Consider the following 20571-nt stretch of genomic DNA (forward strand, 5'->3'; position numbering starts at 1 on the left):
GGGGCGAGAGCGAGGCGGGCGTGAGAGCATCGACCGTGCGCATCGTCCGGGCCCTGTGGGGGTCGTCCCACCCCGGGCCCACGCTCGTCGTCACGACGCTCGCGTTCGCGCTCGGCCTCGCGATCGGTCTCGAGCCGTGGCGGCTGGCGCTGTTGAGCGCATCGGTGCTGTTCGGCCAGCTGTCGATCGGGATCTCGAACGACGCGTTCGACGCCGAACGTGACCGCGCCGTCGGACGCTCCGACAAGCCGATCGCTCGCGGCGACGTGAGCGTGCGCACGGCGTGGGTCGCGGCATCCGCGTGCCTCGTGGTGGCGCTGGCATTGTCGGCGCCCCTCGGATGGCGGATGCTGGCGGCGCACGCTCTGGCGCTCGGATCCGCGTGGTCGTACAACGCGGGGCTGAAATCCACCGCGCTGTCGGTGGTGCCCTTCATCGTCACCTTCGGGCTGTTCCCGTCGCTTGCGACGCTGTCGGCGCCGGACCCGGCGTTCGCGGCCGGGTGGGCGTGGATCGCCGGCGCGGCGCTCGGCATCGCGGTGCACCTGACCAATGTGCTCCCCGACCTCGACGACGACGCGCAGACAGGAGTGCGCGGGCTGCCCCATCGGCTCGGCGCGCGGGCCTCGGCGGTCATCGCTGCAGCAGCCGTGCTGGCCGGAGCCGTCGCGGTGCTGCTCGGCACGTCGGATGGAGTCCTCGCGGCGGTCTCAGCCCTCTCGTGGGTTCTGTTCGCGGGTGTCGTGGTCACAGCGCTCGGGACGATGGTGCGGGCGCTCGGCCGTCCGCCCGGGCGCATCCTGTTCCGTCTCGTGATGCTCGCCGCGCTCCTGCTGGCAGCTCAACTCGTGGTGAGCGGGGCAGCGCTCGCGGGGTGAGTGGGTGAGCGCTTCGCGCGGTCGTTTTGGTGAACGCGCTCGTCTGCTTCGGCCGCGCGTACAGGAAACGAGAGCGCGAACCTCAGGCGCTGCGGTCGAAGCCCATCGCGTACGCTCGGGCGAACGCTCGCCCGGCCGGCGGCGCGAGCATCGCACGGACGACTGCGCCGCGCACCGCTCCGCCGACGCGGGGAAGCCCCCGCCCGAGGACGGTGTTCGCTGCGGCGAGCCGCGCGGCCGTGCGCGCGGAGGCCACGCGGTCGGCCTCCCACCGGCGCAGGGCGCCCTCCGGCGCGGTGCCCGTGCGCACCCAGGTCACCAGGTGCGGGGCGAGGGTCGCCGCGTCCAGCAGGCCGAGGTTCATGCCCTGGCCGCCGATCGGACTGACCTCGTGCGCGGCGTCCCCGATCACGAACACCCGTCCGTTGCGCAGGCGCGGCGAGACCACGCGGCGCACGCCGAACGCGCTCGCCGTGGCGATGGCCGCGGCTGCCTCGCGCTCGGCGCGGGCGTCGAGCGCTTCGCGGAGGCGCTCGGTCTGCGCCCCGGGATCGGGGTCTTCTCCGTGCGGGTCCCACGCGACGAACCGTCGGATGCCGTCCGGCAGCGGAAACGACTCCAGCACCCCGCGGTCGTCGAGATTGACCACAGCGAGGTCGTGGTCGCCGCGCGCGCCGACTTCGGCATCCGCCATCAGATAGCGGTCGCGGTACTCGCGCACCGGCACCGCGCCGGGGCGGAACACGAGGTCGCGTCCGCCCGCCCCCGACGCCACGACGACGATGGGGCAGGTCAGTTCAGTGGGTCGCCCGCCGATGCCGACGCGCACGCGCACGGTGCCGGGACGCGGGGTGACCGACATCACGTTCGCGGCGCGGAGCGGCACGGGCGAGAAGGCGCCCAGCACGCGCTCGGTCGCCGACTGCGGCAGGGTCGCGACGAAGGGGAACCGCGCCGACAGCCGGTCGAACCGCACGACGCCGAGCGTCCGGCCACCCGATCGCGCCTCGCCGCGAGAGACGCGGGACGCTGCGGCGAGAAGCTGCTCGGTCACGCCGCCGGGCTCGAGCGCGGCGAGGACCGGCCCGTGCACGCCGATCGCGCGCGTGCCGCCGCCTGCGGTCGGCCGGCGCTCGAACACCTCGACCTCGATGCCCCGCCGAGCGAGTTCGCCGGCGAGAAGCATGCCGACGGGCCCCGCGCCGACGACGACGACGTCAGGCATGCCGCTCTCCCTGACCGCTTCGTGAGACGGCGAGCAGCCGGAACGGCACCGGGCGCTCGACCGACCATACGCCGGGATCGTCGCGATCGAGCAGGTCCTGGAGCTCGGGCCGTGTGTAGCTGCGTCGGATCGAGCGCAGGCCGTCCGTGCGCAGGAACGTCCCCGGGGCGAACGGTGTGATGCCGACCCCGTAGAGCCCGTAGGCGAGCCGGCTGCGGGCGATGTCGCCGTGCAGCACGATGCCGCGCGCGAGCTCGCGCGACTGGGCGAAGAACCCCGGTACTTCGGCACCGAGGTGATGGAGGACGTGGTTCGACAGCACCGCGTCGTAGGTCTCGCCCGTCGCAACAAGCGTCGCGGCATCCGTGCACCGGAAGACCACGTTCGCGGGCGCGTTCCGGGCCGAGGCGACCTCGTGCGCGCGCGGATCGGGGTCGGCCCCCGTCCATCGCACCGCAAGCCCGTCGCGTGCCGCGAGCCGCGCGAGTCGAAGCGCGAGGTCGCCGCCGCCCGAGCCCAGATCGAGGACGCGCGCGGGTCGGTCGAGTGTGCGCAGGAACGGGGCGAGCGTCGCGCGGTAGGCGGTACCCCATCCCGATACGAACCGGTTGATCGTGCCGAAGCGGCGGAGGGTCGCGCGCAGGCGCTCGGGATCGCACGCCGGGTCGTCCATGAGCTCGACGAGATCGGGATCGCGAGCGGCGAGGGTCATGCGCCGGCGCCGACGACCTGGCCGAGCGACGATCCCGCGCGCTGATCCCGCGTGACGGCGGGAACACGCTTGGTGAGCAGGGCCGATTCCACCGTGAGTCCCGGGCCGAACGCGAGGGCCGCGACCCGGGCACCGTCGCCGATGTCGTCGTCTTCCAGCATCCGTCGAAGGATGAACAGCACGGTCGCGCTCGACATGTTGCCGTAGTCGCGCAGCACCGAGCGCGAGGCGTCGAGGGCCGCGGGGTCGAGCTCGAGGCCGGCCTCGACGCGGTCGAGGACGCTCCGACCGCCCGGATGCACGGCCCACGCATCGGGGGCCGGCGCGCCCCCGAGGAACCGGTCGACGGCCCCGCGGATCTCGCGGCCCACGATGCGGGGGACCTCGGCCGAGAGGATCATCTCGAACCCGTGGTCGCCGATGGTCCAGACCATGTCGTCTTCGCCCTCGGAGGTCAGCGCCGTGGTGAACCGGTCGAGCTCGAGACCGCCGGGGCCGCCCGCTTCGGGGTCGGCGGTGACGATCGCCGCGGCCGCGCCGTCGGCGAAGACGGACGCCGCGACGATCTGCTGCGGATCGGCGGAGGGCCTGATGTGGAGGGTGCACAGCTCGGTGCAGACGACCAGGATGACGGCGGTCGGGTCGGAATCGGCGATGCGCGCGGCCAGGCGGATGCCGGGCAAGGCGGCCGCACATCCCATGAAGCCCACGTGGTAGCGCTCGACCGTGGATGAGAGCCCGAGGTCGCGAACGAGAAGGTAGTCGGGACCGGGGGCGACGAAGCCGGTGCATGAGACGGTGACGACGTGGGTGATCTCGGATGCCGCGACCGCAGCATCCGCCATCGCCATTCGGGCCGCCGCGGCCGAGAGCGCCGGTGCCGCCCGGATGTAGAGATCGTTGCGCGTGCCCGTGGTCGGACGCAGGAGCACGCGTTCGTCGTCGATGAAGCGGGCGTCGTCGATGCCGGAGCCCGGACGGGTCTCATCCAGCTGCGAGAGCACCGTGTGCCGATGCTCGATCGCCGCGGCGTCGAACGCCGCCCGGATCAGGCGCTCTGTGAGCCGATCGGCGCCCGGCTGCGTTGCGAACAGATCGCGTGCGCGATCCTGGGCGATGCGGGTCGTCGGTACGGCGGTTCCGATCGAGACGATGCGCGGGGTCATCCTCACACCTTGTCACTGCCGGGGCGCAGGTGGGGCGGGCTTGCGGGAACACACAGGTTCGTGCAGGTTCGGCCGGTCCCTCGTCGCGGGTCGCCGAGTGCACGGCATCCCGGCGAGTGCACGGCCTGCCGACGCGCGTAAGCCGTGCACGCGGCGGCAACCCGTGCACTCGCGTGAGAAAGGAGGGTGCTCAGGCGGCGTCGGTGGGCTCGGGCAGCTCGCGCATCTTCCAGAACGGGCCGAACACGACGAACGAACCCGCCGCGAACTGTCCGATCGCGGCGATCCACATCGTCGGGACGACGCCGAGCCACGTGCCGAGGCCGCCGGCGATGAGCGCCGCGATGGGCATGACGCCCCACACGCAGAACCGCACCGACGCGTTCATGCGGCCGAGAAGCCGCGGGGGAGTGATGCGCTGGCGGAAGGTGACCTGGGTGATGTTGTAGACGAGCACGAGGAAGCTCATGAGGAACCCCTGCACCACCAGCAGCGGGAACGCGAACTCGGGGACGACCGCGGCGACCGGCAGCAGCAGCGGCACCGCGCTGAAGCCGATCGCGCCGATCGGGATCGCGCGCGCCTCGCCGAACAGCGCCACGATGCGGGGGGTGGCGATCGCGCCGACGAGCCCGCCCACGGCGGCGAGCGAGAAGATGACGCCCATCGAAGCGGGGCTGAGGCCGAGCTCGCGCAGCAGGAAGATCGGCAGCAGCGTGAACGAGAGCGTGTTGAAGAAGTTCGCGACGCCTGTCGTCCCGACGATGCGGCGCAGCAGCGGGTTGCCGAACACCCACTTGAGGCCCTCGGCGATCTCGTGCAGCAGCGGAGCGCGGTCGTCGACGTGACGCGGCTGCTCGTGATCGCGCGTGAACAGCAGCGCGACGAACGACGCGATGTAGGTCACGACCGTGACGAGGATCGCGAGAGGAGCTGCGAGGATGCCGACCAGCCACCCGCCGAAGGCGGGCCCGGCGAGGCCCGCGAGCTGCTCGGTCGACTGGAACTTGCCGTTGGCCTCGGCGATCTGTCCGGGGCGGACCAGCGACGGCACGATGGACTGGTTCGACACGTCGAAGAACACCGTCGCGACGCCGATCACGAGTGCGACGACGTAGAGGTGCCACATCTCGAGCACGTCGAGCGCCCAGAGCGCCGGAACCGCGCCGAGGGCGACGGCGCGCACGGCGTCGGCCCAGATCATGACGTGGCGCTTGCGCATCCGATCGATCCACGCGCCTGCGGGAAGTCCGACGACGAGGAACGCCGCGACGCCGGCGGCGGTGAGGATGCCGACCTCGAACTCGGTCGCCTGGAGGACGAGCACCGCCAGCACGGGGAGGGCGAGCTCGGTGATCTGTGCACCGAACTGGCTGAGCGCCTGCCCGCTCCACATCGTCAGGAAGTTGCGGTCGCGCCACAGCGACCCCTTCGGCGATGGAGTCGCGGGCTCGGCCGATCGCTCGACGTTTCGCGCGGCATCCTGATCCGCCTCGACGGCCTCGTCGACGCCGGCGCGGGAGGTGGGGATGGATGCCTCGGCCCGCGCTTCGGCGAGGATGCCGTCGTCGTAGCCGTCCTCAGGTGATTGAGACATGTCGATCAGTCTGAGCGACCGATTGAGGAAAGTCAATCGCTACCGTACTCTGAATCCGTGGCGAAGCATCGCGAAGAGGGCGTCGAGCCCGAGCCCGACGAGCACGATCCGCTGGCCGAAGCGCGCCTGCGCGCGCTCAGCTCACCGTTGCGCCTGCGGGTGCTGCGCCTGTGCGCGTTCGAGCCGAGGACCAACAAGGAGCTCGCCGAGCTCCTCGGCCAGAACCCCGGCACGATGCTGCACCATGTGCGCACGCTCGTGCAGACCGGGTTCCTCGCCGCCGATCCCGAGCGCACGGGCGCGCAGGGGGCCCGTGAGGTGCCGTACCGCGCGACCGGCGCCTCGTGGCGCGCGCCCCTGCCCGAACGCAGTCGGGTGCTGGTCGAGGTGTTCCTGCAGCAGATCGAGACGGTCGAGCCGAACGAACTGCACACCGCATGGCTCGGCCTCAAGCTCACCGACGAGCACCGCGACGAGTTCGAGCGACGGCTGCACGAGCTGCTCGTCGAGTTCAAGGAGCGAGCACCCGATCCCGACGGCGAGACCTATTCGGTGTTCACGGCCTTCCACCCCGATCACAATCCACCCGGACCCCCGGCGTCGACCGCGTAGCGTCGTGGCATGACGATCGCCACGGCCGACCTCTACGACGAGCGCGGTGACGCGCTGGACTCGCTCTCGCTGCAGCTTCTCGATCTCGGCGGGCACGTCGCATTCGACGGGCCGATCCGCACGGTCCGCTGCCACCGAGACAACGCTCTCGTGAAGGCGGTGCTCGCGACGCCGGGCGCCGGCGCGGTGCTCGTCGTCGACGGGGGAGGGTCGCTGGAGTCCGCGCTCGTCGGCGACCTCATCGCGGCATCCGCCGTTTCGCACGGCTGGGCCGGGATCATCGTCAACGGCGCGATCCGCGATCGTGAGGCGATCGGGATGCTGCCAGTCGGCGTCAAGGCGCTGGGATCCAATCCGCGCAAGAGCGCGAAGGACGGAGTCGGCGAGGTGGACGTCGAGGTCGAGATCGCAGGTGTCGTCTTCCGCCCGGGCGCGCACGTGTGGGCCGACGCCGACGGCGTGCTCGTCGAGCGCTGACCCCCTGGACAGCGCCGGCGAACGGGCGGATGCTGGGCGGTGCGATCCCGTGAACGAACCAGGAGCACCCCATGTTCTCGAAAACCGCCGCCTTCAGCGGCTTCGCCGTGGACGACATCGACGCCGCCCGCTCGTTCTACGCCGACACGCTCGGCCTCACCGTGAGCCTCAACGACATGGGCATCCTCGACATCGAACTCGGGTCGGGCGCGCACGTCATCGCCTACCCGAAGGAGGACCATGAGCCCGCGGGCTTCACGATCCTCAACTTCTCGGTGGATGACGTCGAGGCGGCCGTCGACGAACTCAACGCCCGCGGCGTCGTGACGAAGATCTACGAGGGCGAGTACGGCGGCGACGAGAAGGGCATCATGCGCGGGTGGGGTCCGCCCATCGCGTGGTTCCGCGACCCCGCCGGCAACGTGCTGTCGGTGCTGCAGGAGCCGTAGCCCCTGCCGCGCGCCGACAGCACGCGACGGCAGTGCCGGCCTCAGCCGGCGAGCGCTTCGCGCAGCTTCACGCGCGCGCCCATCCGCAGGAGCGAGTTCTCGTAGATCCGCGCGCCCACGAGGATCGCGGCGAAGCACGTCGCGATGAGGATCGCGAGCGACAGCAGCGGCTCCCACCACAGCGCGTCGCCGAGGAACAGCCGCATCGGCATGCCGACCGGCGCCGAGAACGGCACGTACGACATCACGGTGAGCACCAGCGGATTGTCGAAGAAGAAGATCACGAGGAAGTACGGGGCCATGACCAGCATCGTCAGCGGGGTGGTGGTGGCGCCGATGTCCTCCTGGCGCGAGACCATCGACGCCGCGGCGGCGAAGAGCGACGCGAGCAGAATGAACCCGAACAGGAAGAACACCGCGAACCACGCGATCGGCCCGCCGAGGCCCTGCAGCAGCGCCGTCTGATCGGTGACCGTGAGCCCGACGACCGCGATCGCGGCGAGGATCAGGATCTGCCCCATCGCGAGCACCGTGTTGCCGATCACCTTGCCTGCCAGCAGCGACCGCACCGGAATCGCCGAGATGAGCAGCTCGACCACACGGGTCTGCTTCTCTTCGACGACGGACTGCGCGATGGTGCCGCCGAACATCGACGCGGCGAAGAGGAAGACGACGCCGAAGCCGATCGCGGCGACGTAGCCGAGCGCGTCGCTGCCGTCGTCGGGGTTCAAGAGCTCGACGGTCGGCAGCTGCGCGAACTGCAGCAGCAGCTGGGTCGGCGCGCTCGAATCGGCGATCACCGCGACACCGACGGGGGATGCGGGGTCGGCGATCACGGCGGCGTCGACATCGCCGCTCTCCACCAGAGCCGCAGCCTCGTCGCGGTCGGCGGCCTCGGTGACGTCGAGCCCGGGCACATCGGCGACGATGGATGCCGCATCCGGCGTCACCGCCACGGGCGTGCCCTCGTTCGAGCTCGCGGCGAACCCGCCCCAGATCACGAGCGCGAGGGCGCCCAGCAGCAGGATCGCGGTCGAGATGACGAAGGCCTTGCTGCGCAGCTTCGAGCCGATCTCGCGCTCGGCGACGAGCCAGATGCTCTGCGCGCCGGTCGGCGCCAGGGCGCCGGGGGTTCCGGCGGGGCGGGGGGTGCTGGTGGTGGTGCTCACTGGATGACCTCCTTGAAGATCTGGGCGAGGGTGGGATGCTGCGGCGCGAAGCTCGCGACATCGCCGTGGGCGACCGCCTGGCGGAGCACCCGCTGCGCGGTCTCATCGCTATCGGCGTCGAAGACGGCGTAGCCGCCGTCGAAGTCGAGCACCTCGACTCCGGGCTCGGAGCGGAGCCAGCCGGCGTCGCCTGCCGAGACGAGCTCGAACCGGCGGGTCGAGTGCTGCGCCCGCAGGGCATCGCGGGCACCGGCTGCGCGGATCGTGCCGCCCGCGATGATCACGAGGTCGTCGCACAGCCGCTCGACGACGTCGAGCTGGTGCGACGAGAACAGCACCGCGGTGCCGGCGGCGGCGCGCTGCTGCAGCACGCCGGCCACCACGTCGACCGCCAGCGGATCCAGGCCCGAGAACGGCTCGTCGAGGATCAGCACCTGCGGGTCGTGCACGAGGGCGGCGGCGATCTGCGCGCGCTGCTGGTTGCCCAGCGACAGCGTCTCGACGTTGTCGCCCAGCCGTTCGCCGAGTCCGAGCTGCTCGAGCAGGGCGCCCGCGCGGGCCGCGGCATCCGTCTTCGAGAAGCCGTGCAGGCGCGCGAGGTAGGTGATGTGCTCGTGCACCTTCATCTTGGGATAGAGGCCCCGCTCCTCGGGCATGTACCCGAAGCGGCGGCGGTCGGCTGCCGACACCTCGGCCCCGTCGAGCGTGACCGAGCCGCCGTCCTTCGCGAGCACGCCCAGCACGATCCGCATGGTCGTGGTCTTGCCGGCGCCGTTGCCGCCGACGAAGCCGGTCAGCCTTCCCGGATGGACGTCGAAGGCGACGTCGTCGAGCACGCGACGCCCTCCGTAGCTTTTGGTGATCCCCGTGAGTTTCAGCATGCGTGCCACGCTACGCATCGGCGGAGGATGCCGGATCCCCCGTGAGGCGGATATCGGGGAGATCTCTGCGATCTGCATTCGTCGGAATAGATCGCCGGAGTAGGTGCTTGCACGTGAATGGAATGTCCACGGTGGCCCCCACCGGGGGCCTTTCTGTTTTCGCAAGGAGAATTCACATGTCGGACCGCACCATCGGCTACATCGTCGGCAGCATCTCGTCGACCTCGATCAACCGCCGCCTCGCGAAGGCGCTCGAGCGCCTGGCGCCCGAGGGCACCACGCTGGTCGAGATCCCGATCAAGGACCTCCCCTTCTACGCTCCCGACTTCGACGCCGACTACCCCCAGGTCGCGCGCGACTTCAAGCAGGCGATCGACGACGTCGACGGCGTCATCATCGTGACTCCCGAGTACAGCCGCTCGATCCCGGGCGTGCTCAAGAACGCCCTCGACTGGGCCGCGCGCCCGTGGGGCCAGGGCTCGTTCAACGGCAAGCCCACCGCGGTCATCGGCACCTCCGGCGGCGGCATCGCGACCGCAGCGGCCCAGCAGCACCTCAAGGCCATCCTCAGCCACTACAACGCCCCGACGCTCGGTCAGCCCGAGGGTTACGTGCAGTCGACTCCGGGTCTGTTCAGCGAGAGCGGCGAGGTCACGAACGACCAGACGGCGGAGTTCCTCGTCGGCTACCTCGAGGCCTTCGGCGCACTCGTCGACCGCTACGCCGCGGTGCCCGTCGCGGCCTGATCCTGCGCTGGGCCGCCGCGTCGGTCAGGTGAGGCCGTGGCGATGGGCATAGACGACGGCGGCGACGCGATCGCGCGCGCCGAGCTTCTGCAGCACATTCGACACGTGCGTCTTCACTGTGGCCTCGCCGATGAACAGGCGCTCGGCGATCTCGGCGTTGCTGAGAGCCTGCGCGAGCAGCCGCAGCACCTCGCCCTCGCGGTCGGTGAGCTCGATCGCGGGGGCAGGGCGCGGTGCCGCGGGAGCGGCCGCTTCGCCCGGGCCGCCGTCTGAGCCGTCGGTGAACCGGGCGATCACGCGGCGGGTCACCTCGGGTGCGAGCAGCGCGTCGCCGGCGGCCGCCACGCGCACCGCCGAGACGAGCTCCTCGGGGCCGGCGTTCTTGAGCAGGAACCCGCTCGCGCCGGCTCCGAGGGCATCGAACAGGTAGTCGTCGCGGTCGAAGGTCGTGACGATCACCACCGCCGCTGCGACGTGCGGGTCGGCGACGAGCAGCCGGGTCGCGGTGATCCCGTCCATGTCGGGCATCTGCACGTCCATGCAGATGACATCGGGATGCAGGACGGATGCCGCGGCCACCGCCTCGGCGCCGGTCGCCGCCTCGCCGATCACGGCGATGTCGTCGGCCGACTCGAGGATCATGCGGAAGCCCGCCCGCATCACGGCGTGGTCGTCGACCAGCAGCACGCGGATCGCGGGGCCGGTCATGCCTCGATCCGCTCGGCGAGCGGCACGCGCAGCCGCACGAGGAACCCGCCGCGCGGGCGCGGACCCGCCTCGAGGATGCCGCCCGATGCCGCGGCCCGCTCGCGCATGCCGACGATCCCGAGGCCCGGACGCAGGGCTGGGCCGAGTCGGCCGGAGTTCGTCACCTCGAGCTCGATCGCGTCGCCGTCGTAGCGGAGGCGCACGTCGGCTGCGGCATCCGGTCCGCCGTGGCGTCGCGCGTTGGTGAGTGCCTCCTGCGCGACGCGATACACGTTCACCTCGATGAGGTCGGGCACCGCAACGGGCTCGCCCACGACCGCGAAGGTCGTCGGGAGGCCCGTGTCACGGGCGTGCTGGACGAGCTCGGCGAGTCCCGTCAGCCGCACGGTCGAAGCGTTCGGCGGCTCGCCGTCGGGAGTGCGCAGCGTCTCGAGCAGGTGGCGGAGCTCGTCCAGCGCCGACCGGGCAGACGCCTCGACGCCGACGAGGGCGCTCCGCGCGGCATCCGGGTCGCGGTCCATGACCGCTCGCGCCGCCCCCGCCTGCACGCCCATCGCCGAGACGTGGTGGGCGACGACGTCGTGGAGCTCGCGTGCGATCCGCACGCGGTCGAGGGCGACCGCCTGCGCCGCGGTCACCTCGCGCTCGGCTTCGAGCTCGCGCGTACGCTCCTCGAGCGCGGCACGCTGGAGCGCGGCGGTGTACGCGCGGTCGCCCATGTAATACGCGCCGCCGAAGAAGGCCGCATTGACCAGGAACTGGATCAGCATGAAAGCCACGAACGGCGAGAACACGCCCTCGCGTGAGAATCCCTCGTCGGTCGGGGCCGTGGCCGACTGGAACGTCGTGACCATCAGCCACACGAACATCGCCACGATGATCCCGACGCGCACATACAGGGCGCGCCTGCGGTCGTCCACCCAGGCGCCGACCGTGTACATCGCGATGAACAGCGCGATGTTGCCGACGTAGAGCTCGGGGATGTGCGCCGAGACGCCGATGATGAACACGACGGCGACGGCGACGGCCACGAGTTCGGGATACCGGCGCCGGACGGCCAGCGGAGCCGTGAGCCCGGCGGCGTACAGGAGCGCCCACTGCATGCCCTGGGTGGTGTCGTCGCCGTAGAGCCCGACGACCGATCCGAGGGCGGCGCTGAGCACGGCTCCGAGCAGAAGAGCGCCAGCGAGCCACGCGTCGCCGCGCAGGTCGTGCGCCGACGCGGGCGGGCGGTGTGGCGGGGCCGGAGGGGCCGGAAGGTCTGCCATCTCTCCACGCTAGGGCCGACGGGGGAGTCGGGCATCCCCCGTGCGGGGGATGCTTCACTTGCTATTGACAAGCAAGGTTGTTATTTGCAAGCATTGCGAATGTCGAGAAGTCCTCGGCCTCGCCGACACCGGAGCGCGACATGACCCACATCTTCGTCAACATCCCCACCAACGACCTCGAGCGGGCGAAGGCCTTCTACACCGGACTCGGCGCCGGCATCAATCCGCTCTTCACCGACGAGAACGCCGCGTGCATCGTGTGGGACGAGAACATCTTCTTCATGGTGCTCACGAAGGAGTTCTTCGCGACGTTCACCGACAAGCAGGTCACCGACACCACGACGCACGCGCAGGCGCTCATCGCCCTCAGCCGCGACTCGCGCGAGGCGGTCGACGAGGTGATGGCGGCCGGCCTCGCGGGCGGCGGCTCCGAGCCGCGCGACGCGCAGGACTACGGCTTCATGTACAGCCGCGACCTCGAAGACCCCGACGGCAACATCCTCGAGTTCCTCTACATGGACCCGCAGGCGGCCGAGCAGGGTCCTGAGGCGTATCTCGCAGAGCAGAGCACGCAGGGCCTGGCCTAAGGTGGTCGCCCGCAGCTACGGCCAGTACTGCGGGGTCACGACGGCCGTCGAGCTGATCGCCGAGCGATGGGCGCTGCTCATCGTCCGCGATCTGCTGGTCGGCCCACGGCGTTACACCGACCTCAAGCAGGGGCTCCCGAAGATCCCCACCAACATCCTCTCCGCGCGGCTGAAAGAGCTGCAGGAGGGAGGGGTCGTCCGACGCGTGCCGCTCATGAACTGCGGACTCGTGTACGAGCTCACCCCCTACGGCCGTGAGCTCGAGCCGGTCGTGCTCGCGCTCGGCCGATGGGGATTCGCGCAGCTCGGCGAGCCCGGCCCCGACGACGTCGTGACGGCGGACTCGCTCACCATGACGCTGCGGTCGGCATTCCGGACGGATGCCGCGGCGGGACTGCCCGCGGCGGACTACGAGCTTCACGTCGGAGACGTCGCCCTGCGGGTGCGCGTCGACGGCGCGGAGCTGCGGGTGCACCAGCTCGCGCCGCCTGCGCTGCCGGTGGGGGGAGTACTGCCTGCCGGTGACCCCGGGATCGTCGTGGCCGCGGGTTCCGGCATCCATCGCCTGATCTCGGGCGAGCTGACCCCGGCCGAGGCGATCGACATCGAGGCGGTCACGATCGTCGCCGGTGACGCGCTGCTGCTCGAGTGGTTCGCCGCGACGTTCCGCATCGAGGCTCAGAGCGGCGCCGTGCGGACGACGTGAGGTCGCGGTCGTATCCCGCGCATCAATCGGCGGCGTCGCGCATGCGCAGCGCGGAGCGGATGCCGAGCAGACGGATCGCGAACCCGTCGGTCGACGCCAGGGGAGTGCGCAGGATCGGCACGACTTCGATGCCCGTCACGTGCCGGCGCTCGCCGTCGACGCGCAGGTATGCGTCGCCGGCGGCGACGGCGTTGCGTGCCCACGAGGCCTCGGCGCCGTAGGGGAGCGAGATCACCCACCCGTCGCCGTCGCGCACCGCCCCCACCGGTGTCTCGTAGGCCGTGCCGGTGCGGCGGCCGACATGCTCGATGACGGCGAACTGCGAGCCGGGGGTGCCGGCGGTCTCGAGGGCTCGCGGGTTGACGACGTCGCGCTGGAAGGCCGAGATCGCCCGGATGAATCGGCGATCACCCGAGCGGATGCCGAGCACAAACAGTGCGAGAGGGATCGCCACGATCAGCGCCACCACGCCGAGCACCTTCAGAAATCCGCGCATGCGGCCTCCGTCCGTCGGGCTCACCCTACCCGCCGGGGGCCGAACCCGCCCGGGTCGGGCGGGCTCAGAAGATCATCGGCCGATCGTCGTCCTCGTCGTCCGAGGCTCCGAAGTCGAGGTCGACGACTACCGGCACGTGGTCGCTCGGCAGCTCGCCCTTGCGCTCGTTGCGGTGGATCTCGGCGCCGGTCACCGCGTCGGCGAGGGCGGACGAGCCGAGGATGAAGTCGATGCGCATGCCTTCGTTGCGGGGGAAGCGCAGCCGCTTGTAGTCCCAGTAGGTGAAGCCCGTCGGCACGAGCGGCCGCACGACGTCGGTGAGGCCGGCGGCTTCGAGGGCTGCGAACGCGTCGCGCTCGAGCGGTGAGACATGGGTCGAGAAGCCGGGGACGACGGCGGGGTCGCCGTTGTCGGCATCCGTCGGGGCGATGTTGAAGTCGCCGACCAACGCGAGGGGAAGGTCGGGGTGGGCTTCGAGCGTCGAGCGGGTGTACTGCTCGAGGGCCGCGAGCCAGTGGAGCTTGTAGTCGTAGTGCGGGTCGCCGAGCGCGCGACCGTTGGGCACGTACAGGCTCCACACCTCGACCCCGCCGATCGTCGCGCCGATCGCGCGCGCCTCCTGCGGAGCATCCGAGCCTTCGACGCCCTTCTCGAACCCGGGCATGTCGGGGAACGCGGTGCGCACATCGGTGACGGGCTCGCGGCTCGCGATCGCGACGCCGTTCCACTGCGAGAAGCCGTGCGCCTCGACGTGGAAGCCGGCCTCTTCGAACTTCTCGAAGGGGAACTGGTCGACCTTGCACTTGATCTCCTGCATCGCAAGCACATCGATGTGCTCGCGCACCGCGAAGTCGACGATGCGGTCGACGCGGGCGCGGATCGAGTTGACGTTCCAGGTGGCCAGGCGCATGGGCTCCAGCCTAGGACGAGGGTGGGACGGAGCGGATCCCTCCCGGATCCCCGGGATCCCTTGCCCGGGAGAGCCCCCGGTGGCATGCTCAACGCAACACCCAGGGAGAGGGGTACATCCATGCGCCACAAAGCGCTCGTCGCCGCAGCCGCGGCACTCATCCTCGTCGGACTCGGAGCGGCACCTGCGGGCGCCGTGACAGACGGCGTCCCCGACGGCGACGGACACCCGTACGTCGGCATCATGGTCGCCACCGACGCCGAAGGCACTCCGATGTGGCGGTGCACCGGCACGCTCATCTCGTCGACGCTGTTCCTCACCGCCGGGCACTGCACCGACGGCGCCGCCGGCGCCGAGGTGTGGTTCGCCACCGATCTCGAGCCGAACCCCGCGGCGCTCGGCTACCCGTTCATCGGCGAGGTGTCGGGAACCGCGCACACGCACCCCGACTACGACCCGAACGCGTTCTACCTGTACGACCTCGGCATGGTCGTGCTCGACACCCCCGTCGTGATGGACACGTACGGCACGCTGCCGGGGCTCGATCAGCTCGACGCGCTGGGGGCCAAGAGCGGCAAGAAGGACGTGACCTTCACCTCGGTCGGCTACGGGCTGCAGAAGGCCTTCCCCGACTCGTCGTCGATCAACGACAAGACCGAGGCCCTCCGCACGCGCATGGTCGCGTACCCGAAGCTGAACTCGATCAACACCGGGTACACCGGCGACTTCGCGATGATCCTCTCGAACAACGCGAAGACCGGCGGCACGTGCTTCGGCGACTCGGGCGGGCCGAACTTCCTCGGGGATTCGACCGTCATCGCCGGCGTCACCTCGTTCGGCAAGAACAGCACGTGCGCAGGCACGGGCGGGGTCTACCGCATCGACCGCGCCGACGACCTCGACTGGATCGCGACCTTCACGGGCTGAGCCGAGAGCGATGGATGCCGAGGCCGGGGTGACACGCGTCGCCCCGGCCTCGGCATCCGTAGACTCGTCCGCATGACCGTCGCCTCCTCGCCCGAGCTCGAAGCAGATCGCCAGTACCTGATCGCCCTCATCCAGGACGAGGCCGTGTTCCACGGCGACTTCACGCTCTCGAGCGGCAAGAAGGCGACCTACTACGTCGACATGCGAAAGCTCACGCTCGATCATCGCGCGGCTCCGTCGATCGGGCGCATCATGCTCGACCTCATCCGCGACGTCGACGGGATCGTCGCCGTGGGCGGTCTCACCCTCGGCGCCGATCCCATCGCGAACGCCGTCATGCACGAGTCGGCGCGCACGCACCACCCGCTCGACGCCTTCGTCGTGCGCAAAGAGCCCAAGGATCACGGGCGCGGCCGCCAGGTCGAAGGGGCCGATGTCACGGGCAAGCGGGTCGTCGTCGTCGAAGACACCTCGACCACCGGCCAGTCTGCGCTGAAGGCGGTCGAGGCGCTGCGCCGTGAGGGTGCGGAGCCCGTCGCCGTGGCCGTCATCGTCGACCGCAAGACCGGCGCTCAGGCCGCGGTCGAGGCCGAGGGCCTGCAGTGGCTCGCCGCGATCGACCTCGACGACCTGGAGCTGCAGCCGCAGTAGGCGCGCTTCGTCTCGGCGAGGGGTCAGTCGTCCTTGTCGCGGCGGTTCATGCGCACGTACTGCCAGATGACGACGACGAGCGTGCCGCCGAGCGCGATCGCGGTCGTGGCGAAGAGCAGTGTCTGCTCGGTCTCGGGGCTCACGGTCGCTTCCCTTCGGCGGCATCCGCCACGATCTTCTCGATGCGTGCCGTCTTGGTCTCGGACCGCTTCGCCATCGCGATCTGTGAGAGGGCGAACTTCTTGGTCGACGGCGGGAACGCGTTCCACGCCGCGCGCGCGGCAGGGACCGCATCCAGCGCCGCGGTGAACTCGGGCGGTTCGATGCCGGCCTCGGGGCCGTCGAGGATCGTCCACGATCCGTTCGCCTTCGCGACCTCGATCGCGCGGCGCCCGGCGTCGGTCATCTGCCCCGACTCCTCGAGCTGGATCACGCGCGCCTTGTTGGTCGCCGCCCAGTTGCCGTTGGGGCGACGCGGCGCGCACCACTGCCCGTTGGTTTCGTCGTCCATGGGCTTGACGGTGCCGTCGATCCATCCGAAGCACAGCGCCTGCAGCACGATGTCGAGGTAGCTGATCAGCTCGAGGTCGACGCCCGCCCGCGCACGCAGCACCCACACGCCCGACGACGTCGCGTGGTTCTCGGCGAGCCAGGCCCGCCATGCGGCCGCGTCGCGGAAGCGGAGCCTTTCGGCGTCGTCGTGCACGCCCATCAGAAGCCTTCGGGCAGGTCTGTCTCCAGGGGCTCGGGAGCCAGCAGGTCGGCCACCGAGTCGAGCACCTCGTCGGGTCGGAACGGGTAGCGCTCCAGCTCAGCCGGGTCGCTGATGCCGGTCAGCACGAGCACGGTGTGAAGACCCGCCTCGATGCCGGCGACGATGTCGGTGTCCATGCGGTCGCCGATCATGCCGGTGGTCTCGGAGTGCGCGCCGATGCGGTTGAGCGCCGACCGGAACATCATGGGGTTCGGCTTGCCCACGATGTAGGGCTCCTTGCCGATCGCCTTCGTGATGAGCGCGGTGATCGCCCCCGTCGCCGGCAGCACGCCGTCGGTCGAGGGGCCGGTCGCGTCGGGGTTGGTGGCGATGAAGCGCGCGCCGGCTGCGATGAAGCGGATCGCCTTCGTGATCGCCTCGAACGAGTAGTTGCGCGTCTCGCCGACGACGACGTAGTCGGGGTGGGTCTCGGTCATGATGAACCCGGCCTCGTGGAGGGCGGTCGTGAGGCCGGCCTCGCCGATCACGAACGCGCTCGCCCCGGGCGCCTGGCCGCGGAGGAAGTCGGCGGTCGCGAGCGCCGAGGTCCAGATCGATTCCTCGGGCACGATCAGGCCGGATGCCCGCAGACGTGCGCTCAGATCGCGCGGCGTGAAGATCGAGTTGTTCGTGAGGACGAGGAACGGAGTGCCCTGTTCCCGCCACTGCTGCAGGAGCTCGGCGGCTCCGGGCACCGGGGTGTTCTCGTGGACGAGGACGCCGTCCATGTCGGTCAGCCAGCATTCTATATCGGCGCGGGTCCGCATGCGCTCAGCCTAGAGGCCTGCGGGGCGTAGGGTCGAAGCCGTGACGTGGGACCCCCGGAGCCTTCCCGACCTTTCCGGTCGCGTTTACCTCGTCACGGGCTCCAACGCCGGCCTCGGCTACTTCGCCTCGGAGCAGCTGGTGCGCGCGGGCGCGAAGGTGTTCATGACCGGTCGCCACCCGAATCGGCTGTCGGCTGCGCGGGCGGCGATCCGCAGGCGGGTTCCGGATGCTGCGCCCGACGCGACCGAGGTGCTCGTCCTCGACACCTCGAACCTCGGCTCGGTGCGCTCCGCCGCCGCGAGCGTGCGCGGCCGCGGGCCGCTCGACGGTCTGCTGCTCAACGCCGGGATCGTGCACCCGCCGAAGACGCGCGAGACCACGATCGACGGCCACGAGGTCGTCTTCGCGACGAACGTGCTCGGGCATTTCGCGCTCGCGGGGGAGCTGCTCGGAGTGCTGGCCGCGGCATCCGGTCGCATGGTGTGGGTCGGCAGCATGTCGACCTCGCTCACCCCGTACGACCCCGTCGACCCGCAGCTGGTCACCGGGTACACCGGGTGGCGGGCGTATGTGCAGTCGAAGGTCGCGACCACCGCGCTCGGATTCGAGGCCGACCGGCGATTGCGGGCCGCGGGCGTGCCGGTGTCGAGCGTTGTTGCGCACCCGGGCTATTCGACGAGCGGGCGCACGCCCGGCATCGTCGGGGTGAACGCCCCCACCAAGATGACGCGCTTCGCCGACAACCTGCAGGGGGTCGTCACCCAGTCCAAGGAGCACGGCGCGTGGTCGCTCGTGCGGGCGCTCGTCGATCCCGAGGTGCACGGCGGCGAGTTCTGGGGTCCGCGGACCGTTGCGCGCGGCGAGCCTCGCCGGCAGCCGGCATCCCGCATCACGCGCGACCCGGAGGTCGCCGCGCGCCTGTGGGCGGCGAGCGAGGCGGCCACAGGCGTCGCGTGGCCGTTCGCCCAGGCGGCGCGGGCCGGGAGCGCGGGGCACCGGGACTGAACACGACTGCGGGAGCCGTTTCCGGCCCCCGCAGTCGCTTTCTGCTGTGTCAGGTGATTCAGATGTGCGTCACGGCCCGAAGTTCGGGTCGGGCACCCAGACACCCACATCGAGGTGGATGCCGTAGAACTTCGCCAGCGGGATCACTCCCGAGGTGCACGGATCCGACACGCACGACGTCTTGTACGTGAACAGACCCGGTGACGGGTTCCCGGAGGGCGCCGTCGAGGTGTACTTCTCGATTTTGAGGTTCGATCCCACTCCGGCGAACTCCCACGCGCCGCCGAGATCGACCGTCACGGTGACCCCGCCTGCGACCGGTGTGACGGTTGCGGTGCCCGCGAGGTGCGTCTGCCCGGCGTACAGGTTGTACACCTTCTGGACGGGAGCGGTGTTGGGGTACTGGACGTAGGTTGCCCAGTTGCCGCCCTTCTTGGTGTTGTACTTCAGCGTCCCCGCCGTGGTGTTGGCCGCCCACGCGGTCTCACCCTGGAACACCTGGCACTGCACGTGCACGTCGACCGAAGCACTCGCCGAGTCGATCGGGTCGAGGTACGCGTCGATGGCAGTTGCCGACAAGCGACCCACGACACCAGGCTCGCTGCTGGTGAGCGTGACGGTGTTGTCGTAGCTGTAGTCGCCGCACTCCTCGTACTCGTCCCACGCGAACGTGTTCGAGTACGTCTCGGTGCCGCCGGTCGGGGCGGTGTAGTTCCACACCTTGTCAGCACCCGGGAACAGCTCGCTCACATCAGTGGCGGTGATGCTCGCGTTCGTCTCGGTCGTGGGTCCACCCCACTCGACGTCGACGGTGTGGTAGTAGCTTCCGCCGGCGGTGGTCGCTGTTGCGGTGTTCGTGCCGCCGATCATCGAATCGACTTCCACGCCGTACGTGCAGCCGATCATGTCCCCCGGCTCGAGGAAGTAGGTCCCGAGCGTGAAGTCGATCGGGCCTTCCTCGGACTCGCAAGCGACCGCGACAGGGTCCGCCCAGTCACTCAGATCATCCGTGACGTCGGCGATCGGAGCCACGGTGGGGCCGTCGTTGAGGACGACGATCTCGCCGAACACCATGTGTCCGCTGTCGGTGTAGCCGTCGTAGCTGACATCGACGCTCCACTCGACCTCGGCTTCGCCCGGGCCATTGCCGTTCGGAGCGTAGAGCCACACCTCAGCCGGGTCTGCCGACTTCGTGACCGACCAGTCGTGCGTGCGGTCGTACGACGTGTAGACGCTCTTCTCGACCTTCAGCGACTCCCTCGGCTCGTCGTCGTCGCCGAAGCAGAACGTGATGTGACTGATGTCGTACTTGTCGCTGGGCTCGAGTCCCGAGCCGGAGTCGGTGCCCGCAGGAATCACGAACACGTCGTACTGCGTGCCGGCCTTGACGAGGATCGCCGCGATGGTCGGCGGCGGGTCGTTGTTGACCCAGCTGAACGTGCCGTCAGCGTTGATCGTCACCTCGAGGTCGAGGTCGAGGCCGTCCGGCTCCCACGGGCCTTCGGTCTCATACACGTAGGTGCCGGTGTCACCGGTGTTGAGCTTCACGCCGAGGTCGTACCCGGCGCTGCGACACTCTCGCGCCGCGTTGCCGGTGATGATTCCGCCAGGATCGTCCTCGGCGAACGCGGGTGGTGCCGCGATGAGTCCGGCAGCGACGAGCGCGACGGATGCCGCGATCGCCAGCTTCTTTCTGAACATGGTTTCCCCTCCATGGTTCACGTGGTCGCCCACGTCGGAGGATCGCCCGCTGTGTCGAGCAGGAACGAAGTCCGAAGCAACGCCGCTCGGAATCCCCATTCCCGGTGGTGCGGCGTGCTCGGGAGCGCGCCCCATGCGCGCACTTCGTCGTTCCGAAAGAACTCCCCCACGCGCGATT

The 20571-nt window shown here is 70.3% G+C and carries 23 protein-coding genes; 10 read left to right on the forward strand and 13 right to left on the reverse strand.

Annotation, left to right across the window (positions count from 1 at the left end):
• Positions 1–35 precede the first annotated feature (35 nt).
• Positions 36–878, forward strand: a complete 843-nt coding sequence (locus FFS15_RS17985; RefSeq protein WP_137846461.1) for a UbiA family prenyltransferase — start codon at positions 36–38, stop codon at positions 876–878.
• An 82-nt stretch (positions 879–960) separates the two neighbouring features.
• On the opposite strand, the gene FFS15_RS17990 is transcribed toward FFS15_RS17985, so the two are convergent.
• From FFS15_RS17990 to FFS15_RS18005, 4 genes are all read right to left on the reverse strand, one after another.
• A complete protein-coding gene (locus FFS15_RS17990) occupies positions 961–2103 on the reverse strand; it encodes an NAD(P)/FAD-dependent oxidoreductase (protein ID WP_137846432.1) in 1143 nt (380 codons plus the stop codon).
• On the reverse strand, positions 2096–2815 hold the full coding sequence (locus FFS15_RS17995) for a methyltransferase domain-containing protein (protein ID WP_137846433.1): 720 nt from the start codon (positions 2813–2815) through the stop codon (positions 2096–2098). The genes FFS15_RS17990 and FFS15_RS17995 overlap by 8 nt, the downstream gene beginning before the upstream one ends.
• Entirely contained in the window at positions 2812–3981 is a 1170-nt protein-coding gene (locus tag FFS15_RS18000) for a type III polyketide synthase (protein ID WP_137846434.1), read from the reverse strand. The genes FFS15_RS17995 and FFS15_RS18000 overlap by 4 nt, the downstream gene beginning before the upstream one ends.
• 190 nt (positions 3982–4171) lie before the next feature.
• Positions 4172–5578, reverse strand: a complete 1407-nt coding sequence (locus FFS15_RS18005) for an MFS transporter (protein ID WP_137846435.1) — start codon at positions 5576–5578, stop codon at positions 4172–4174.
• Between the two features lie 57 nt (positions 5579–5635).
• Between FFS15_RS18005 and FFS15_RS18010 the strand changes: the two genes are divergently transcribed.
• The 3 genes from FFS15_RS18010 (at position 5636) to FFS15_RS18020 (ending at position 7116) form a co-directional block, all read left to right on the forward strand.
• Entirely contained in the window at positions 5636–6190 is a 555-nt protein-coding gene (locus FFS15_RS18010) for a helix-turn-helix domain-containing protein (RefSeq protein ID WP_137846436.1), read from the forward strand.
• Between the two features lie 9 nt (positions 6191–6199).
• Positions 6200–6667, forward strand: a complete 468-nt coding sequence (gene rraA, locus FFS15_RS18015; RefSeq protein WP_137846437.1) for a ribonuclease E activity regulator RraA — start codon at positions 6200–6202, stop codon at positions 6665–6667.
• A 71-nt stretch (positions 6668–6738) separates the two neighbouring features.
• The gene (locus tag FFS15_RS18020; RefSeq protein WP_137846438.1) at positions 6739–7116 is read left to right on the forward strand and encodes a VOC family protein; all 378 of its coding nucleotides are present in this window, start codon (positions 6739–6741) and stop codon (positions 7114–7116) included.
• 41 nt (positions 7117–7157) lie between these two features.
• On the opposite strand, the gene FFS15_RS18025 is transcribed toward FFS15_RS18020, so the two are convergent.
• Both FFS15_RS18025 and FFS15_RS18030 read right to left on the reverse strand, forming a co-directional pair.
• Positions 7158–8285: an ABC transporter permease gene (locus FFS15_RS18025; RefSeq protein WP_137846439.1), complete on the reverse strand. Its 1128-nt coding sequence runs from the start codon at positions 8283–8285 to the stop codon at positions 7158–7160.
• Positions 8282–9166 carry an ATP-binding cassette domain-containing protein gene (locus tag FFS15_RS18030; RefSeq protein WP_137846440.1) on the reverse strand — a complete coding sequence of 295 codons (885 nt, stop codon included), beginning with the start codon at positions 9164–9166 and terminating at the stop codon, positions 8282–8284. The genes FFS15_RS18025 and FFS15_RS18030 overlap by 4 nt, the downstream gene beginning before the upstream one ends.
• A gap of 176 nt (positions 9167–9342) precedes the next feature.
• Between FFS15_RS18030 and FFS15_RS18035 the strand changes: the two genes are divergently transcribed.
• Complete coding sequence (locus FFS15_RS18035; RefSeq protein WP_137846441.1) at positions 9343–9912, forward strand: NADPH-dependent FMN reductase; 570 nt, start codon at positions 9343–9345, stop codon at positions 9910–9912.
• 24 nt (positions 9913–9936) lie between these two features.
• On the opposite strand, the gene FFS15_RS18040 is transcribed toward FFS15_RS18035, so the two are convergent.
• Both FFS15_RS18040 and FFS15_RS18045 read right to left on the reverse strand, forming a co-directional pair.
• Positions 9937–10620, reverse strand: coding sequence for a response regulator transcription factor (locus FFS15_RS18040; RefSeq protein WP_137846442.1), 684 nt, complete (start codon positions 10618–10620; stop codon positions 9937–9939).
• Positions 10617–11888 carry a histidine kinase gene (locus tag FFS15_RS18045; protein WP_137846443.1) on the reverse strand — a complete coding sequence of 424 codons (1272 nt, stop codon included), beginning with the start codon at positions 11886–11888 and terminating at the stop codon, positions 10617–10619. The genes FFS15_RS18040 and FFS15_RS18045 overlap by 4 nt, the downstream gene beginning before the upstream one ends.
• Before the next feature lie 140 nt (positions 11889–12028).
• On the opposite strand from FFS15_RS18045, the gene FFS15_RS18050 reads away from it, so the two are divergent.
• Positions 12029–12475, forward strand: a complete 447-nt coding sequence (locus FFS15_RS18050) for a VOC family protein (protein ID WP_137846444.1) — start codon at positions 12029–12031, stop codon at positions 12473–12475.
• A gap of 1 nt (position 12476) precedes the next feature.
• Positions 12477–13181 (forward strand): helix-turn-helix domain-containing protein, encoded by a 705-nt coding sequence (locus tag FFS15_RS18055; protein WP_137846445.1) that lies wholly within the window; start codon positions 12477–12479, stop codon positions 13179–13181.
• 22 nt (positions 13182–13203) lie between these two features.
• Here FFS15_RS18055 and FFS15_RS18060 read toward each other — a convergent pair whose 3' ends face one another.
• Together FFS15_RS18060 and FFS15_RS18065 are read right to left on the reverse strand one after the other, a co-directional pair.
• Entirely contained in the window at positions 13204–13677 is a 474-nt protein-coding gene (locus tag FFS15_RS18060; protein WP_137846446.1) for a nitroreductase family deazaflavin-dependent oxidoreductase, read from the reverse strand.
• 64 nt (positions 13678–13741) lie between these two features.
• Positions 13742–14587: an exodeoxyribonuclease III gene (locus FFS15_RS18065; protein ID WP_137846447.1), complete on the reverse strand. Its 846-nt coding sequence runs from the start codon at positions 14585–14587 to the stop codon at positions 13742–13744.
• Between the two features lie 120 nt (positions 14588–14707).
• Here FFS15_RS18065 and FFS15_RS18070 point away from each other — a divergent pair, with 120 nt between their 5' ends.
• On the forward strand, positions 14708–15514 hold the full coding sequence (locus FFS15_RS18070) for a trypsin-like serine protease (RefSeq protein WP_137846448.1): 807 nt from the start codon (positions 14708–14710) through the stop codon (positions 15512–15514).
• A gap of 72 nt (positions 15515–15586) precedes the next feature.
• Positions 15587–16165, forward strand: a complete 579-nt coding sequence (gene pyrE, locus FFS15_RS18075) for an orotate phosphoribosyltransferase (RefSeq protein ID WP_137846449.1) — start codon at positions 15587–15589, stop codon at positions 16163–16165.
• A 139-nt stretch (positions 16166–16304) separates the two neighbouring features.
• Here pyrE and FFS15_RS18080 read toward each other — a convergent pair whose 3' ends face one another.
• Positions 16305–16877: a YdeI/OmpD-associated family protein gene (locus FFS15_RS18080; RefSeq protein ID WP_137846450.1), complete on the reverse strand. Its 573-nt coding sequence runs from the start codon at positions 16875–16877 to the stop codon at positions 16305–16307.
• Entirely contained in the window at positions 16877–17686 is an 810-nt protein-coding gene (locus FFS15_RS18085) for an HAD-IIA family hydrolase (protein ID WP_137846451.1), read from the reverse strand. The genes FFS15_RS18080 and FFS15_RS18085 overlap by 1 nt, the downstream gene beginning before the upstream one ends.
• A 40-nt stretch (positions 17687–17726) precedes the next feature.
• Between FFS15_RS18085 and FFS15_RS18090 the strand changes: the two genes are divergently transcribed.
• Positions 17727–18692 (forward strand): SDR family NAD(P)-dependent oxidoreductase, encoded by a 966-nt coding sequence (locus FFS15_RS18090; RefSeq protein WP_137846452.1) that lies wholly within the window; start codon positions 17727–17729, stop codon positions 18690–18692.
• Between the two features lie 69 nt (positions 18693–18761).
• Here the strand turns inward: FFS15_RS18090 and FFS15_RS18095 are convergent, their stop codons facing one another.
• On the reverse strand, positions 18762–20393 hold the full coding sequence (locus FFS15_RS18095; RefSeq protein ID WP_137846453.1) for a hypothetical protein: 1632 nt from the start codon (positions 20391–20393) through the stop codon (positions 18762–18764).
• Between the last annotated feature and the right edge of the window lie 178 nt (positions 20394–20571).

The sequence above is a fragment of the Microbacterium sp. 2FI genome (genome assembly GCF_005502885.1).
Lineage (GTDB): Bacteria > Actinomycetota > Actinomycetes > Actinomycetales > Microbacteriaceae > Microbacterium.